Genomic DNA, 15,828 nt, shown 5'->3' on the forward strand with positions numbered 1-15,828 from the left:
CTAGTTTTCGTCAATATCGTCGTTTGCTGTTTCTACCAAATCTAGCTTAACAAATTCTATATTCTGCTGGGTTTTCTTAATAATTGTTATCGCATAGCCTTCTACTTCTTTCACTTCCCCTACGTCAGGTATCTTCTCAAAATAATGGCTTACCAATCCAGCAATGGTATCGTAGTCTGAACTTTCCGGTAATTCCAAAGGTAAATAACCATTTGCATCGTGTACACTGGCTCCTGCATCCACCATGTATTCCGTTTCCGAAATCCGTTCCACTACTGGTGTTTCCTCATCGTATTCGTCCTGAATCTCTCCAACCAATTCCTCAACAATATCTTCAAGCGTCACCATTCCAGCAGTACCGCCAAACTCGTCCAACACAATCGCTATTTGGATACGCTTCTGTTGGAACTCAGTCATCAAATCGTTGATTTTTTTCGTCTCTGGAATGAAATAAGGCTTACGCATGATATTCTTCAATACCACTTCTTTACCTTTCACAATAATAGGTAAGATATCCTTGGTATGTACGATTCCAACAATCTGATCAATATTATCATCATAGATGGGAATACGGGAATATCCTTCTTCTGTGACAGTATTGATAAAATCGTCTGCCGTCTCCGACATGTCAACAGCAACAATCTTTGTACGAGGCACCATGATGTTTTTCACGATACGTTCGTTGAAATCAAACACATTCTTAATTAGCTCGTGTTCGGCATTATTCAAGGCTCCACTCTCTTTCCCTTTCTCCAACAAATATTGCAGTTCCTCTGAGGAGTGGCTAGCTTCATGCCCGTGCACTTCAATTCCGATAAGTCGTAAAAGAAAATTTGCAAAGCCATTTAAGATCCAAATGATGGGCTTAAATATGTAGTAAAAAAATTGAAGTGGTGCAGCTATACGCATGGTTGTTGCCACCGGACGCTGAATAGCTATTGATTTGGGAGCAAGCTCACCAAAAACAATATGCAGGAACGTAATGATGCTGAAAGCGAGAACATGACCTAAATTCTTAGCAATAGGTCCTGTTAACTCTACATTAAAAACACCGAATACCTTGTGTACAATTTCTGTCATTACAGCTTCTCCTACCCAACCTAGGGCAAGAGAAGCTAATGTAATACCTAATTGCGTAGCCGCCAAATAGCCGTCTAGATGCTCTGTAATATTCTTGGCAATTTTTGCCACTTTACTACCTGATTTCGCCTGTAACTCTATTTGAGATGCGCGCACCTTAACGATCGCAAACTCTGCAGCTACGAAGAAACCGTTGGCTAAAACCAAAAATATTGTCCAAAAAACGTCTATGGCCATGTTAGAGCTTATTTATTCGCGAATTCTTTTTTATACAGCTCGATACTTTCTAGTAAGATCTGTTGTGCACGTTCACGACCGTATACGCCTTCCACTACGACTGATTTTTTCTCTAAAGCTTTATAGCTTTCAAAGAACTGAACAACCTCTTTCATAATATGAGGAGCTAACTGCTCAATATCGTCAATGTAGTTATAAATAGGATCATTTTTAGCAACAGCAATAAGCTTATCGTCTTGCTCACCACCATCAACCATATTCATTACCCCGATTACCTTTGCTTCAACCAATGTCAACGGTAAAATATCTACAGAGCAAATTACCAAGATATCAAGAGGATCTTTGTCATCACAGTACGTTTGCGGAATAAATCCGTAGTTAGCAGGATATACAACAGAAGAACTTAATACGCGATCTAACAAAAGAAGACCAGTATCTTTGTCTAATTCGTATTTACCTTTAGATCCATTTGTGATCTCAATAATTGCATTGACGGAATTTGGCAAGTCGCTACCGGGAGCTATCTGATGCCAAGGATGTGTATTACTCATTAATATTATATTACTGTTTGTTTGCTTTCTTATTTTTCAACCATCGTTTTAATAGCGCTATCGCAATAGGCAAAAATGCAATAACGATAAGGGCGACAATGATATACTCTACATAATTAATTATAGCGGGGAATTTAACACCAAGAAAATATCCCATTAATGTTAATAAACTTACCCAGAGGAAAGCTCCAAGAACATTATAAAGGAAAAATTTCCTAAAATTCAGCTTAACCACCCCTGCAAATATCGGGGCAAATGTACGAATAATAGGAACAAACCGACCTATGATAAGCGCTGTTCCGCCATATTTTTGAAAAAACTCTTCTGCCATAATCACATACTTACGCTTAAATAGCATCGAGTCTTTACGTTTAAACAATACAGGTCCCGTTCGATAGCCGAACCAATAACCTGCAAAATTCCCTAAGATACCGGCGGCTAAAATCCCGAAATACATGGTGGTGATATCGACATCTATCTTACCCAAAGCACAGAAAAGTCCTGCTAAAAACAAAAGGTAATCTCCCGGGAGGAAGAAACCAAAGAAAAGTCCTGTTTCAGCGAAGACAATCAACACAACTATATAGAATCCTCCATGACTTAACAGATACTCAGGATCCAACAATTGCTGAAAGGACAGCCACAAATCTTGCATATTAATCTTTTAATCGAGGAAACAAAGAAAAGAATACTCTGTCATCCTCTTGATTGTTTTCTCTAAATTATTAAGACTTTGAAGGGTTAGTTACTTCTGAAATTGCTTCCCGAATATCTTCGGCAATCCGTGCCATCTCTTCCGCTTCCAATTTTAATTTTGGTCTTGCAAAGTTCATATCATCCACATTATTTAAAGGAATTAAGTGGATATGTGCATGTGCAACCTCAAGTCCCACCACAGCAACACCAACCTTACGGCAAGGAAAAACCTGCTTTATACCTTGTGCTACAATTTTAGCAAACACCCACATGCCCATATATTCATCGTCGTGAATATCAAAAATATAATCGGTTTCTTTTTTAGGGATCACCAATACGTGCCCCTGTGTTAAAGGACTTACATCTAAAAAAGCTAAATAGTCGTTACTTTCAGCAACTTTATGTGCTGGAATTTCCCCCGATACTATCTTCGAAAAAATGGTTGACATACGTTACGTTTAATTTGCAAACAAACAAATATAACAAACTTTCACGATTCCATAGATAACCTATACAAATGAAAGTTCTTATTGGCCTTCGATAACAAATGCTTTCAATAAAAAACGGCTGCAGCAATTTGCAACCGTCTTTCTTTATCTTCTCTAAATTACGTGCGGTTATGGCAACCCGCACATAACCTATCACATTCTTACCGAGAGATCTCTAAAATCTCGAACTCCAACGTTCCTGCAGGAGCATCAATTTGCGCGACTTCTCCAACTGATTTACCTAAAAGCCCCTGAGCAATAGGCGATTTCACCGAAATTTTACCCGATTTAAGGTCTGCCTCAGTTTCTGACACCAATTGGTATGTCATCACAGCATTGTTCTTTTTATTCTTGATTTTCACATAAGACAACGCCAGTACTTTAGAAGTATCAAGTGTAGACTCATCAATCAATCTTGCACTTGCCATCACTTCTTCCAACTTCGCTATCTTCGCTTCATGTAAACCTTGAGCTTCCTTTGCGGCATCATACTCCGCATTTTCAGATAGATCGCCTTTATCTCGTGCCTCGGCTATCGCTTTAGCAATATTAGCTCTACCTTCCGTTTTTAGATAGTGTAACTCTTGTTTCAGCTTATCTAATCCTTCTTGTGTGTAATAAGTTACTTCTGCCATATTATTTAACTTAATTTATTTCTAAAAAAATCAAAAAAAATACAAGACCATACCGCCCCTCACCAGGACAACATGGTCTTGTACGTTGATTGCTAAGATAGCGATCAACATTCATAAAACCAAATTTGTTTATTCTTCTTCTTCGTCTGTATCGATAAACTTATAACCTAAGCCCCGCACAGTTTGGAGATAGTGCGGTTTATCCGGATTTGTTTCTATTTTCTTACGAAGACGTACGACGTGCATATCTAAGGTGCGTGTATTCACGTTGGAGCTATATCCCCAAACGACTTCCATCAGTTCCTCACGCGTGATTTCTTTTCCCACATTTTGCAGAAAATACAATAGAATTCTATTTTCCAAAATGGTGAGTTCAATCTTACGCCCATCGCGCACTAACGAGTGTATATTCGGGTGATGCTCTGTATGACCAAAGGTATATATATCATTATTCTTAGGGAGAAAAAACCGCACCTTATTCTCAATCATAGCGACCAAAACGTCCATGTTGAATGGCTTAGTGATATAGTCTGTAACTCCATAACTGTAAGCATCAATCTTGTCTACATCCTGCGATTTTGCGGTCATCATAATGATGATATTTTCAAATCCGGCTTTACGAACGTTCTCACAGACTTCGATACCTTCCTTACCCGGCAACATCCAGTCCAATAATACAACGGCGGGCTTCTGTTGCAGAATCAAATCCTCTGCTTCAGTACCATTGCCGGCCTGGACCACTTTATATCCTTCGGTTAACAAACGGTGGGCAACAAGAAAACGTAGGTTCTCATCGTCTTCCACAACAGCTATAGTGATATCTTTGCTCATAATACTACTTAATTCTTTTTTGGACCTAGAGGAAGAAGCAACGTAAAGGTAGTACCTTGGTTCAGCACACTATCAACCTTGATCTCTCCTCCCATAAAATCAACAATTTCTTTGCAAAAAGCCAGCCCCAAACCGATGCTCCCCTGTTGATTGAATTGATTCTTTACTCTATAAAACTTTTTAAAAATACTATTAAATTCTTTCTTATTTATACCAATTCCTTGATCTTTAAATTTTATAACAAAATTCTTTTTGTTTTGTTGTAACTCAATATCCAGATAACGTTTTTGAGGCTCAGAATATTTATAAGCATTATCGATTAAATTCTGAAAAACACTCAACAATAACGTGGAATCGACCACCATATTATTTTGGACATCGATATGATAGGAAAAGTTTAAATCTGGATATTTTAACTTTACAGCAGCAAAAATAGGTTCGCAAAATTCATCGACATCTACTTCCTCTTTATTTGGTTTTATCGATTTGTTTTCAATCTGTGCAAATGACAGCAATTTATTCATTAAGCTATTTAACTTGTCAGCTTCCTGATCTAGGATCTTGCCATACATACGTTGTTCGTCGGTCGACAGTTTCTCAGAGCTCTGAATGTTATTTCCTGCAATTTTTATCACACTGACCGGGGTTTTAAACTCATGAGTCAGATTATTGATAAAATCATACTGCAGCTGGAACAGCTTACTGTTTATCATGATATTGCGATAAATTAAATAAGCAATGCAGATCAAAATGAGGTAAATAGCCGAAACACCTAAACTAACTGGCAAAAACCGTCGATTGATTTCCTTATTTATGAAAGCCTCTGAACTCGTATACTGCATCTTATAATCGGACAAAGCACCAGGTAAAGGAAGCTCGGTCTGCAAATAAAAATGTTGATCTGTTACACTTCCAGAGACAATAGGCAGAATTTCGATCTTTTCATACAAATTGGGCGCGACATTTTTTATATGGATCTTACTAGGATTGATCAAAAACATAAACATATCCTGATCATAAGATACAATAGGATTATCTGCCGATGACATCATCCTCTTGTAGGCCAACAAATCAGAGATTCGGGGGATATTCATGTAAGATACCTTGCCAGCAGTCAACGTGTAGAATACTTTATAGATATCGCTATCCGACATACGCGTAGAATCACTCACACGATCCAGAAAACCTACAAATTTCAAAACCATACTATTGAAATCTTCTACGTATGCTCTGGTTTCATTACTTTCTTTTCGCTGAGCAATAAGCCTATTTTCTTTATCCAGACGAAAGGAAATCACACTTTTAGGATATACCAAAAGATGATTATACTTAATACCGGCTTCAATGGAATCGGAATTCGTCACCGTAATATCGTAAAATAAGATTGTTTCCACAAAAGGGTTCTTCCTGATAACGTCATTGACGTAGGATGCTGCCTTAGTCGAATCCAGATACCCTTGGTAATAAGATATCTCCGGAATTTTCTCATTAAAAAACTCATAGAACGGGTGAAAAGACTGATCAAAGACTTCTACTTTTCTATTGTTAAATTCAGTTTCAATAAGGTTCGCAATCATCGATCTTGCGGCCGTCATCGCAGCTATAAACAAAATCGTCATGAGCACCACGAAGACGATCAGCAATCCAAAATTTTTGCGATATTTAAGCTGGTTATACGTCATGAATTTATTGCAGGTACTTTTGTAAAAAGGCTTCTACTTCTTGGTAATAACTCACTATATTTTCTTCGCTCTTAAAACGTCGTCCCTCGTCCTCCCTATATATATACTTAATTGGGACGTTATTGTTTTTCAGTTTTTGAACAAACTGATTCGCGTCAGTCAACGAGCTATACCGATCGCTTCCTCCTTGCGCAAACAATACGGGAATTTTCACGCGATCGGCATGGAATACCGGCGATATTGCTTTAAACAGTTCGTATTCTTTATTCGGATTACCGATAATATTATAAAAAAGACGCACATATTGTTTTTGGTGAGGTGGAATTTCCTTGAAATAGGTAAACAAGTTAGTATACCCAGACATGGATATCGCACATCGATAAAAAGACGAATTATACGTTGCGGCATGTAATGCTGAGTATCCACCAAAACCTGTCCCCATGATTGCTACTCTCTTTTTATCAACAATACCTTGATGAATCAACCATGTCACCCCATCAATAATATCACTTTGGATTTTACCTCCCCATTCCTTGAAACCTGCAGCCCAGAATTTCTTACCATACCCTGCCGAACCTCTGTAGTTGAGTTGAAAAACGAGGTATCCTCTATTCGCTAAAAACTGAACCTCAGCATCAAAATCGGCAGTTTCCCTGCGATTAGGTCCATCGTGTACCAAAACAACAACAGGTAATTCCTCCCGAGTCTTTCCCTGTGGATAGGTGAGATAACCATGAAGCGTTAAGCCATCTCTACTTTGAAAGTTGATGGGCTCCTTGTGAGACAACGTATAAGTGGAGAGATTAGGGTTAATATCAGACAATAGATTCGTTTTCCCCTTTACTGCATCATAATGGTACACCCCTCCCGCATTTACATCCGTATAAATCTTCACTATCCACTGATGAAGACTGGTATCCGTATCTAAGATATCGATAGACTGATCTTTAAACAGCGCCGAGAGCTTTTCGAAATCATGTTGAAAATCTTTGTTAAAAAAAAGCTTCTCTGGGCGATCTAGCGTATACTGGCTAAATACCATCTCCCGTAAATTATCCGAATAGCCAAAAGGCTCGATGTCCACTTGGCTGTTACTGTACAACAAACGCTCCTCCTTTCCCGTGGATATATCATATTCCACCAAAGCCAACTTGTCCCGTTCATGATTAGACAAGGCATACACCAGGTTGGTTGCATTTTTCACAAAGCCCAAAGGTTGAATCAGCGTTTGATAATCTGTTATTGTGACACGATTGAATGTTGAAGACTCATCAGCCCGATATAGAATACTTTCTTGTACGCTATCACTGGTCACTGCCAGCCGTACTTTACCATCCGGAGAGGGAAACCAATTCGACACGTTACCTGGATTTTGGGACACAAGCTGAGGAGCTGTCCCATCTAAAAAAATCCGATAAAGATCAAAAACAGTCGAATCACGATCATTCAGCGAAGCAAGCAAGTAATTACCATACAACGTTTGAGGGTTCAACCACCGCAACTTGGCTTTTTTCGGAGGTAACAAAGCTATTGACTTCTCTGTCCGGATAGAAATAGCAAAAACACGTAGGCTATCTCCAGGCGAATGACTATTTGCATACACGATTGCGGAGTCGGATGCCCAAAAGAAATATTGCACATTCATATCCGATTGATAAGTCAATTGCTTAGACTTACTTTTATCCTGAAGATCAAGCACAAAAATATTGCGACAATGATCGTCAACCCCTAAGTAAGCAATCTTCTTTCCATCAGGAGAAAGTCTAAAATTGCTCTTCTCGGGCTTAATAAAAAAATCTTCAATAGGTATCAGCTTATTCACATCCTGTTGCTTTCCGCACGACATCAGCCCCATAAATAGGCACACAACAAAACACCAAAGCAAAACTCTAAACATATTCCAATCTTATTCCAATTTCAAATATTGGCATTTTTTTGAGAATATACCTTATATGCAACCTTATTTTTACAGTTGTAATTTCGTGATTTGCAAAGTAACAAGAACGTTTGTCTCCTCACTTAAAGTCGCTACTATTATCCGTTATACCCGCCTAATAGTCCTTAAGAAAAACCTAACGAAGGATATCGATATAAGCAACTAATTGGCTCATTTTGCATATAAAATTGAATTTACTTAGGTTTGTGCATGATTTTATACAACATATCCATCATCGTTGAAGATAGCAGCCATGATCCCTTATTGGTATGGCTACAGCATAAACTGCGCACAAGCTCTTACGATGTCAAATTTTTAAAAATGTTGGATTCTCCACACGAAGGCACGACCTATTGTCTACAATTGACGGTGCAAGAAGAAGATAGCATCTTGTCTTTCCAGGAAGATGTGCTTGCTGACATTCAAAACCACATTGCCCTAAACCATTCCGAAAAAGCCTTTATCTTCGACAGCAAAATGAAGTATATTTCACTCTAAAACTGAACCTCCTTATATCATAATTAAACAGAAAGATTTACCCTGTTAGTCAGGTAAAAAGTGCTTCGGGTTTCATAAAGTTGTCGATATTGTGAAGAGAGAGAATATTTTGAATCGTATGATGAATGCTTTTCGTTTACTTTGCTCAAAAGAACACAGTGGTTAATTTCCGAAGATTGAAAGCCAATATCCGACAAGAAAAGCTAATCTAAACCTATTACTTTTGTTTAGTATGAAAGTTATCTAAAAACCAGCTAACTTTCCATAAGTTAATCCTAAAGAAAACATACAAGTATAGATCATATGCATAAAGCTTTTAAAGTTCCTTTGGTATTGCTTCTGTTGCAAGCATCGGTGACCACAGCAGTCTATGCCCAAAATCCATTTTGGGAGCAAGTACAGAAACAGCCCGCCACACTCGGTGTAGAGCAGGGAAGTAGCAACTTTAAACTTTCCCAATTGAACGTGGGCATTTTAAAATCTTCCCAAACCCTCTCTTCACTAAAATTGACGAGCGATGAGCGTTTTGATTACACCCCAGACGAACTGTTAACAAAACGCGACCGTAACAAATTTTACCATCTGGGAGACATCAATCTTTCTATCCGCCCCATAGGCGAGAACTCTTGGACAGCCTACTCTTCAGCAAGGGTTCGGGAGTCCGTAAAACCACTAAAAGCTTCAGGTAAGGTGCTTGCTGCAGCCGACATCAGTGCAACACTCGGAGACATCCCTTTACAGGTTTCTCGTTCTTGGGAAAATCACAATGGAAATCTTTACCTACGCTTCAGTATCAAAAACGTCACGAAGAAATCTTTTGAAATCGGTGCATTGGGTATTCCGATGATCTTTAACAACAATATGGACTGGAAAAGCTTAGACAGTGCGCACGCTGACAACGTATTTTTTGATCCTTATATTGGTAAAGACGCGGGTTATTTGCAAGTAAATAGACTACATGGAAACGGCCCTAGCCTTTTAGTTCTGCCAGCAGAAAATGCGGCATTTGAGGCTTACAACCCATTGAATAATGACCCTACTCCTCGCAGTATAACCTTCGAAGGCTTCCATGAATGGTTGATCCATTCTAAAGCTTATGCGGAAACAGACTGGAAGGGTGTAGAGCAGTGGAATACCCCCACATCAACTATCTTAAAACCAGGGGAGACTAAAAGCTTTGCCTTACGATTCGTTTTAGCCCCTAGCATAAAACAAATAGAAGAAGAACTTGTCCATCAAAATAGACCTGTAGCTGTTGGTGCACCAGGCTACCTCGTGAGCGTAGACAACCCTGCAAAATTGTTTTTGAAGTATCACAAGAAGGTAAAAAACATCGAAGTATATCCAACTGGAGCCTTAACGCTCGAGCCTGGAGCGACAACGAAAGGAAAATGGGCTAGCTATACTGTAAAAGGAAATACTTGGGGAAGAGCGAGACTACAAATCACTTATGAAGATGGACTGCTCCAAACCATACAGTATAAAGTCATCAAACCAGAAAAAGAAGTTGTCAAAGACTTGGGCCATTTCCTTACAACCACACAATGGTATGAAAATCCCAACGATCCATTTGGTCGGTCCCCATCCGTCATAACCTACGACTACGAAACAAAGTCACCGGTCACACAACATCAAAATGCTTGGTTTGCCGGTCTAAGCGATGAAGCTGGGGCTGCTAGTTGGCTTGCTGCTATCATGAAACAATTATTACAGCCAGATCCTACCGAGATCAACAAACTAAAGCGTTTCGCTAACGAAACCATGTTTGGACATATCCAACACAAAGAAGGCAAAAATAAGTATGCTGTTGTAAAAAGTTTGTTTTATTATGAACCGGATTCCATGCCCAAGGGCACATACAGTGATGCTATAAATTATAAAACGTGGGCTGCATGGCCGAAGAAAGAAGCCGATAATATTGGTAGGTCTTACAACTATCCACACGTTGCGGCAGCACATTGGGTACTTTATCGTCTGGCAAGAAACCAGAACCAGCTTGTTACAGAAGAAGGTTGGCAAACGTACTTAGACCGAGCTTTTCAAACAGCCATCGCCATGGTAGAAAAGGCTCCCCATTATGCTCAATTTGGTCAGATGGAAGGCAGTGTATTTCTCCTGATTCTAATGGATCTAAAAAAAGAAGGGGTAACACAGGCCGCACAGCAATTAGAAACCGTCATGAAGGAGCGTGCCTTACACTGGAAATCGCTCAACTATCCTTTTGGAAGTGAGATGCCATGGGACTCGACAGGACAAGAGGAAGTATATGTATGGTCTAGATACTTTGGTTTTGACGACAAAGCTAAAGTTACCCTCAACGCCATTCTAGCATACGCACCGACAGTTCCACATTGGGGCTATAATGGAAGTGCTCGTCGCTACTGGGATTTCGTATATGGAGGAAAACTGGCGCGTATTGAACGACAAATTCACCACTACGGATCTGCTTTAAACGCCATTCCTGTATTAACGGAGTACCGTGATCATCCTGATGATTTTTACCTCTTACGCGTGGGGCATGCTGGAATGATGGGAGCATTGGCAAACGTTACAGAAGATGGTTTTGCACCTGGTGCATTTCATTCTTACCCTTCTACATTAGCGAACGATGGTATTTCAGGCGATTATGGCACAGGATTTTACGGTTACGCAGTAAATTCAGGAACCTATATCATCCGTCACCCAGAATTTGGATGGCTTTCGTTCAGTGGTAATTTAGAAGAAAAGCAAGGCCTGATAAAAGTAAACCTGACGACTTCATCAAGAGGTCGCGTGTTTCTAGCTGAAGAAAAATTATGGATTACCACAGATGCTGGTGAAATAGAATCTTTACAATATGATCCAAAAGCTAAAGAAGTAGAATTAACACTAAGTTGTGCGGACTTTACACCTAATGTATTACTGAATATATCCGAAGAAAGTGGCTATCATGTAAAAGACATGAATAAAGATGAACAAGGTCGGTATGTGATACCACGCACAATCAAGACCGTAAAATTAATCCGCAAAATTTAATAGCGTTATCGTTATTATTTATTTTCTAGTTTAAATTTCCAAGCGTGCTTTCTAGGAAGGCGCGCTTTTTTTGCTCCGTTATTTACAATCAACCAAACACTTAGGAGATAAACATTACCTCAGCATACGAAAATATTCCGAAGTCCAGGGATGTCCTCGACGATATAATCTGCACCTGCAATTCTCAATTCTTCCAAATCACCGTAACCATAAAGTACGCCAATAGAAGACATCCCCCATGTTTTAGCGCCTAAAATATCGTGTTTACGATCACCAATCATCACACAATGATCAGCCTTAGCAAGCGAAGCCCCTTCCATAACATGACGAATAACATCAGCCTTTGTCGGACGGGAATCATCTAACGCTGACCCTCCAATAAAATCAAAAAAAGACGTTAGCTCAAAATAACGAATGATTTCCTTTGCAAATATCTCCGGCTTGGATGTCGCTAAAAAAATTCCGTAGCCCTTGGATTTCAACTCTTCCAAAAATGATGGCACCCCATCAAACAAAAGATTTTCATAAAGTCCAACGGTAGAAAAACGTTCTCTATACTTCGCTACCGCTTGCAACGCGGTTTCTTCATCGAAACTGTAAACCTCCATAAATGTGTCTTTTAAAGGGGGGCCTATATGGGCTCTTAGGCTATGCAGATCCAGCGTTTCAATGCCAAAAGAATCTAATGCATAAGCAATGCATTTTGTAATTCCTTCTGCGGGATCCGTTAACGTACCATCTAGATCGAATAGGATATTTTTGACATCATTCATAGCAGCAATGATAACCAAAATAAACTGGTTATCACAGGAATGAAAGATCCATATTTTTCAGAATATATGCTTGAGTCGGGAGTTCTAAATACTGTAGAACCGGGAACTGGAAGAACAATACCAAATTCCCGGTTTCCACTTTTCATCATTGAACACTATACACGTCAGCAGACACGAAATGCATACTAATATGTCGGACGAATGGTAAAAGAAAACCTGTAATCGCCATAAGGCATGAGGTATTCTTTCATCGGCCAAGCCCCCCAGCTATTGATGCCGCCAACGCCCATCTGCTTCAGATCAATATTAAATTGTGTTTGTTTACGTTTCAACAAATCGGCTGCATGCCGCTGTCTTCGCTTAGCACCATCATCCAGATCCTCATCGAAGAAATGAAGCGCACTTGCACTAAACAGAGAATCTGCTGCAACTGTAATTCCTCGACCTTTTTTATCCGTTAATTTCCAAAAGCGGATATCTGTTTTATAGCCCGTTTCTTGTGGCATTACATAAGGAAAATACTGTTCATCAACCGACTGTCTATAGAGTCCTACATGTGCACTAAAATTTCTATCTTGGTAGTTTTCGTGCGGTCCACGCCCATAATATTGTATATTTTCGAAACCAGCAGGAAATATCCATTGCATACCAAAACGAGGCAATACTTCCACTTGCTTCCCGCTGTCTACCTGTAAATACTCAGACACTGAAATATCACCTGCACTATTGATCGCATAATCCATTTGTAAGGTTGCAAACACTTCCGGCAGCTCATGTATCACTTTGATATACGCAACTCTATCGCTCACCTTCGAGTCGATGGACTTAACGATCGTCTTTTGCGTAACGGCCTTCCATGCTTTCAACTTCTCCGGTGTATTCGCACCAAAGTCATTGTCGTTCGGTGCACGCCAAAAGTTAGCTTTAAAAGAATGTGCAGGCTCCATCAAATCCGTTCCTTTGTATCTATATTTTTCCAACCATCCATTTTCTCGGTCGAAAACCACGATTAAATCCTTTCCTTTTACATGGATTTTAGCGCCATCATCTTCGATATCAATAGCTCCCGCAGGCACAGTTTTATTTGGCACAGAAGATCTGTAACTACCACCTAGATATAGCTGCTCAGTCGCTAAAATATGGTTTGCCGGCATCAAAGGCTCCGCATTTTTTAAACGATACGTAATATTTAAAAAGGCCTCACCTTGTTGTTGGCTGTCATAGGAAAAAGGTAGAACTGCAGTCTGTTGAGGGCCAACATCGATCTTATCTACGGAGGATTTATGTACGCTTACCCCATTTACCACAACCTCAAATTCGGCTTTGACGTTACTCAGATCAGTAAAGAAACGTTCATTATATATTTTAATTCCTTCTTTTCCTACCAACGAGCTATGAATATCTTGATACACTTTCTTCATCTCCCAGGCGTGCGGATAAGGGGTACGATTTGCATAAAATATACCCTTTGATGCGTAATTCCAATCCGTTATTGCTTCTTTAGGTTCGTAATCGCCCCCGTAGGTATAAACAGTATCTCCTTTTTCGTTTACACGTTGAAAACACTGATCGACAAAATCCCAAATGTATCCCCCTTGAAATACGCCCTTATTTTCCCGAATGATATCCCAATAGTCCTTAAAATTCCCCAATGAATTCCCCATGGCATGTGCATACTCACATTGGATAAAAGGACGCGCAGGCTTAGGATTGTTCTTCGCATAATTCTTCATCGCTCCTGGCGTAGCATACATGGGAACAACCATATCCGTATTCCAATCAAAACGCATTTCGCCGTAATTTACCACGGCACGTTCGTATTGCACTGGTCTCGTTGTGTCTTTCTCTTTCATACGTACGTAAGCCCTGTAGAAATTATATCCATTCCCAGCTTCATTACCCATGCTCCAAGTTATGATACTAGCATGGTTTTTATCCCTATCCATCATACGCTCTACCCTTGAAACATGCGCTTTCTCCCATGTAGGTCTATTCGCCATTGTCCACGATAGATCATATCCCATACCATGCGACTCGATATTCGCCTCATCAATAACATATAATCCATATTCATCACATAAGTCTAGCCAAAGTTCAGCATTGGGATAATGACTACTTCGAACAGAATTAATATTAAATTGTTTCATCAGCTGTATATCTTTAATCATAGCTTCCCGGCTAATTACATGTCCAGTTTTAGGATCTGTTTCATGCCGGTTAACACCTTTGATTAAAATTGGCTGTCCATTTACCAAAAATTGTCCATTTTTTATCTCGACTTTTCTAAATCCAACCCGTTGCGGTATGACCTCAACAGTCTCTCCTTGTGCATCTGTAACCGTCGTTATGACCTGATACAGATTTGGAGTTTCGGCAGTCCAAAGCTGAGGATGTTTTACTGCAATTTTCGAAACGATCTCTCCTCCTTTATCCAAAAGAATCGCCTCTTTTCCAATAAGGGTACCATCTTTAAGCAACGCTATTTCTGCCGTTAATTTTTGAACAGGTTTCTGATTTAGATACAGTTTAGTATGTAGGGTTCCTACCCCAAAACTGGTATCCAATTCTGGTGAGATAGCGATATCGGTAATATGAGATGGCTGACGAGCCACCAAATAACAGTCGCGTGTAATCCCACTTAATCGCCACATATCTTGATCTTCAAGGTAATTAGCTACCCCCCAACGCATCACACGTAAAACAATCAGATTTTTACCTTTCGTTAAATAGGGCGTAATATCAAATTCCGAAGGTAATTTACTATCTTCTCCATATCCCACATATTTACCATTTACCCACACTGAGAGGTTAGACTTAGCTGCGCCTATATGGAGATGAATCTGTCGATCTTTCCAATTTTCGTCGATATTCACCTCTCGCCTATATACTGCAGTCGGGTTGAACCGCATGGGTACAAGCGGGGGATTTGGCCTTCCGATCAAATATGTAAATTCAAAACCCGACGTGGTATACATGGGGAAACCAAAGCCATTGAGTTCCCAGTTACCAGGTACTTGAAAAGTCGGCCACTGGCTATCATCATGTGCCAAAGTTTCAAAATCCTGAGGCAGGTCGGCAGGAGCTTCTACCCATTTAAATTTCCATGCTCCATTCAAGCTCTGGTAATTTTTGGATTTCTTCCAGTCTCCTTCCTCTGCCAGCTGTTTGTTTTCATAGACAAAATAACTAGCATGCATGGGCAAGCGATTCTCTTCCACAATGGTTTCATCCAACCAAGGCACTCCTGCTCGTTCGATGGCAGGTTCCTCGTTTCTATTCACGCCAGTACCTTTCAGCATGATACTGGATTGTGCAAAGGAGATGTGACCAAATAATAGTAAAGAGAGCGTAATGGCAATGCTAATCTTAAAAGATAAGTTCATGAGCTTAACAAGTAATCGTTATA

The 15,828-nt window shown here is 39.7% G+C and carries 13 protein-coding genes; 3 read left to right on the plus strand and 10 right to left on the minus strand.

The window, feature by feature from the left end:
* The 8 genes from ACSZOX_RS19185 to ACSZOX_RS19220 form a co-directional block, all read right to left on the minus strand.
* Positions 1–1,317 carry a hemolysin family protein gene (locus tag ACSZOX_RS19185; protein WP_437921805.1) on the minus strand — a complete coding sequence of 439 codons (1,317 nt, stop codon included), beginning with the start codon at positions 1,315–1,317 and terminating at the stop codon, positions 1–3.
* A gap of 8 nt (positions 1,318–1,325) precedes the next feature.
* Positions 1,326–1,868 (minus strand): inorganic diphosphatase, encoded by a 543-nt coding sequence (locus tag ACSZOX_RS19190; protein WP_437921806.1) that lies wholly within the window; start codon positions 1,866–1,868, stop codon positions 1,326–1,328.
* Between the two features lie 10 nt (positions 1,869–1,878).
* On the minus strand, positions 1,879–2,523 hold the full coding sequence (locus ACSZOX_RS19195; RefSeq protein ID WP_437921807.1) for a DedA family protein: 645 nt from the start codon (positions 2,521–2,523) through the stop codon (positions 1,879–1,881).
* A 70-nt stretch (positions 2,524–2,593) separates the two neighbouring features.
* Positions 2,594–3,013: an HIT family protein gene (locus tag ACSZOX_RS19200; RefSeq protein ID WP_437921808.1), complete on the minus strand. Its 420-nt coding sequence runs from the start codon at positions 3,011–3,013 to the stop codon at positions 2,594–2,596.
* 200 nt (positions 3,014–3,213) lie between these two features.
* Positions 3,214–3,687 carry a transcription elongation factor GreA gene (gene greA, locus ACSZOX_RS19205; protein WP_437921809.1) on the minus strand — a complete coding sequence of 158 codons (474 nt, stop codon included), beginning with the start codon at positions 3,685–3,687 and terminating at the stop codon, positions 3,214–3,216.
* A 129-nt stretch (positions 3,688–3,816) separates the two neighbouring features.
* Positions 3,817–4,518, minus strand: a complete 702-nt coding sequence (locus tag ACSZOX_RS19210; RefSeq protein ID WP_437921810.1) for a response regulator transcription factor — start codon at positions 4,516–4,518, stop codon at positions 3,817–3,819.
* A gap of 8 nt (positions 4,519–4,526) precedes the next feature.
* Positions 4,527–6,200, minus strand: coding sequence for a sensor histidine kinase (locus tag ACSZOX_RS19215; RefSeq protein ID WP_437921811.1), 1,674 nt, complete (start codon positions 6,198–6,200; stop codon positions 4,527–4,529).
* Between the two features lie 4 nt (positions 6,201–6,204).
* Positions 6,205–8,097 (minus strand): prolyl oligopeptidase family serine peptidase, encoded by a 1,893-nt coding sequence (locus ACSZOX_RS19220; protein ID WP_437921812.1) that lies wholly within the window; start codon positions 8,095–8,097, stop codon positions 6,205–6,207.
* A gap of 249 nt (positions 8,098–8,346) precedes the next feature.
* Here ACSZOX_RS19220 and ACSZOX_RS19225 point away from each other — a divergent pair, with 249 nt between their 5' ends.
* Complete coding sequence (locus ACSZOX_RS19225; protein ID WP_437921813.1) at positions 8,347–8,634, plus strand: DUF4286 family protein; 288 nt, start codon at positions 8,347–8,349, stop codon at positions 8,632–8,634.
* A gap of 303 nt (positions 8,635–8,937) precedes the next feature.
* Positions 8,938–11,649, plus strand: a complete 2,712-nt coding sequence (locus tag ACSZOX_RS19230; RefSeq protein WP_437921814.1) for a DUF5695 domain-containing protein — start codon at positions 8,938–8,940, stop codon at positions 11,647–11,649.
* Between the two features lie 119 nt (positions 11,650–11,768).
* On the opposite strand, the gene ACSZOX_RS19235 is transcribed toward ACSZOX_RS19230, so the two are convergent.
* Positions 11,769–12,422, minus strand: coding sequence for an HAD family hydrolase (locus ACSZOX_RS19235; protein WP_437921815.1), 654 nt, complete (start codon positions 12,420–12,422; stop codon positions 11,769–11,771).
* Between the two features lie 39 nt (positions 12,423–12,461).
* Here ACSZOX_RS19235 and ACSZOX_RS19240 point away from each other — a divergent pair, with 39 nt between their 5' ends.
* A complete protein-coding gene (locus ACSZOX_RS19240) occupies positions 12,462–12,611 on the plus strand; it encodes a hypothetical protein (protein WP_437921816.1) in 150 nt (49 codons plus the stop codon).
* Here ACSZOX_RS19240 and ACSZOX_RS19245 read toward each other — a convergent pair.
* Positions 12,608–15,805, minus strand: coding sequence for a glycoside hydrolase family 2 TIM barrel-domain containing protein (locus ACSZOX_RS19245; protein ID WP_437921817.1), 3,198 nt, complete (start codon positions 15,803–15,805; stop codon positions 12,608–12,610). The two genes, ACSZOX_RS19240 and ACSZOX_RS19245, sit on opposite strands and share 4 nt — an antisense overlap.
* Positions 15,806–15,828: the final 23 nt, after the last annotated feature.

Source organism: Sphingobacterium sp. LRF_L2, assembly GCF_965644235.1.
Lineage (GTDB): Bacteria > Bacteroidota > Bacteroidia > Sphingobacteriales > Sphingobacteriaceae > Sphingobacterium.

Bases quoted from the DNA above. Each gene is read 5' to 3' on its own strand.
- ACSZOX_RS19200 (WP_437921808.1), bottom strand. From the start codon at position 3,013: ATGTCAACCATTTTTTCGAAGATAGTATCGGGGGAAATTCCAGCACAT.
- ACSZOX_RS19220 (WP_437921812.1), bottom strand. From the start codon at position 8,097: ATGTTTAGAGTTTTGCTTTGGTGTTTTGTTGTGTGCCTATTTATGGGG.
- ACSZOX_RS19215 (WP_437921811.1), bottom strand. From the start codon at position 6,200: ATGACGTATAACCAGCTTAAATATCGCAAAAATTTTGGATTGCTGATC.
- greA (WP_437921809.1), bottom strand. From the start codon at position 3,687: ATGGCAGAAGTAACTTATTACACACAAGAAGGATTAGATAAGCTGAAA.
- ACSZOX_RS19195 (WP_437921807.1), bottom strand. From the start codon at position 2,523: ATGCAAGATTTGTGGCTGTCCTTTCAGCAATTGTTGGATCCTGAGTAT.
- ACSZOX_RS19190 (WP_437921806.1), bottom strand. From the start codon at position 1,868: ATGAGTAATACACATCCTTGGCATCAGATAGCTCCCGGTAGCGACTTG.
- ACSZOX_RS19240 (WP_437921816.1), top strand. From the start codon at position 12,462: ATGAAAGATCCATATTTTTCAGAATATATGCTTGAGTCGGGAGTTCTA.
- ACSZOX_RS19230 (WP_437921814.1), top strand. From the start codon at position 8,938: ATGCATAAAGCTTTTAAAGTTCCTTTGGTATTGCTTCTGTTGCAAGCA.
- ACSZOX_RS19235 (WP_437921815.1), bottom strand. From the start codon at position 12,422: ATGAATGATGTCAAAAATATCCTATTCGATCTAGATGGTACGTTAACG.
- ACSZOX_RS19185 (WP_437921805.1), bottom strand. From the start codon at position 1,317: ATGGCCATAGACGTTTTTTGGACAATATTTTTGGTTTTAGCCAACGGT.
- ACSZOX_RS19210 (WP_437921810.1), bottom strand. From the start codon at position 4,518: ATGAGCAAAGATATCACTATAGCTGTTGTGGAAGACGATGAGAACCTA.
- ACSZOX_RS19245 (WP_437921817.1), bottom strand. From the start codon at position 15,805: ATGAACTTATCTTTTAAGATTAGCATTGCCATTACGCTCTCTTTACTA.
- ACSZOX_RS19225 (WP_437921813.1), top strand. From the start codon at position 8,347: ATGATTTTATACAACATATCCATCATCGTTGAAGATAGCAGCCATGAT.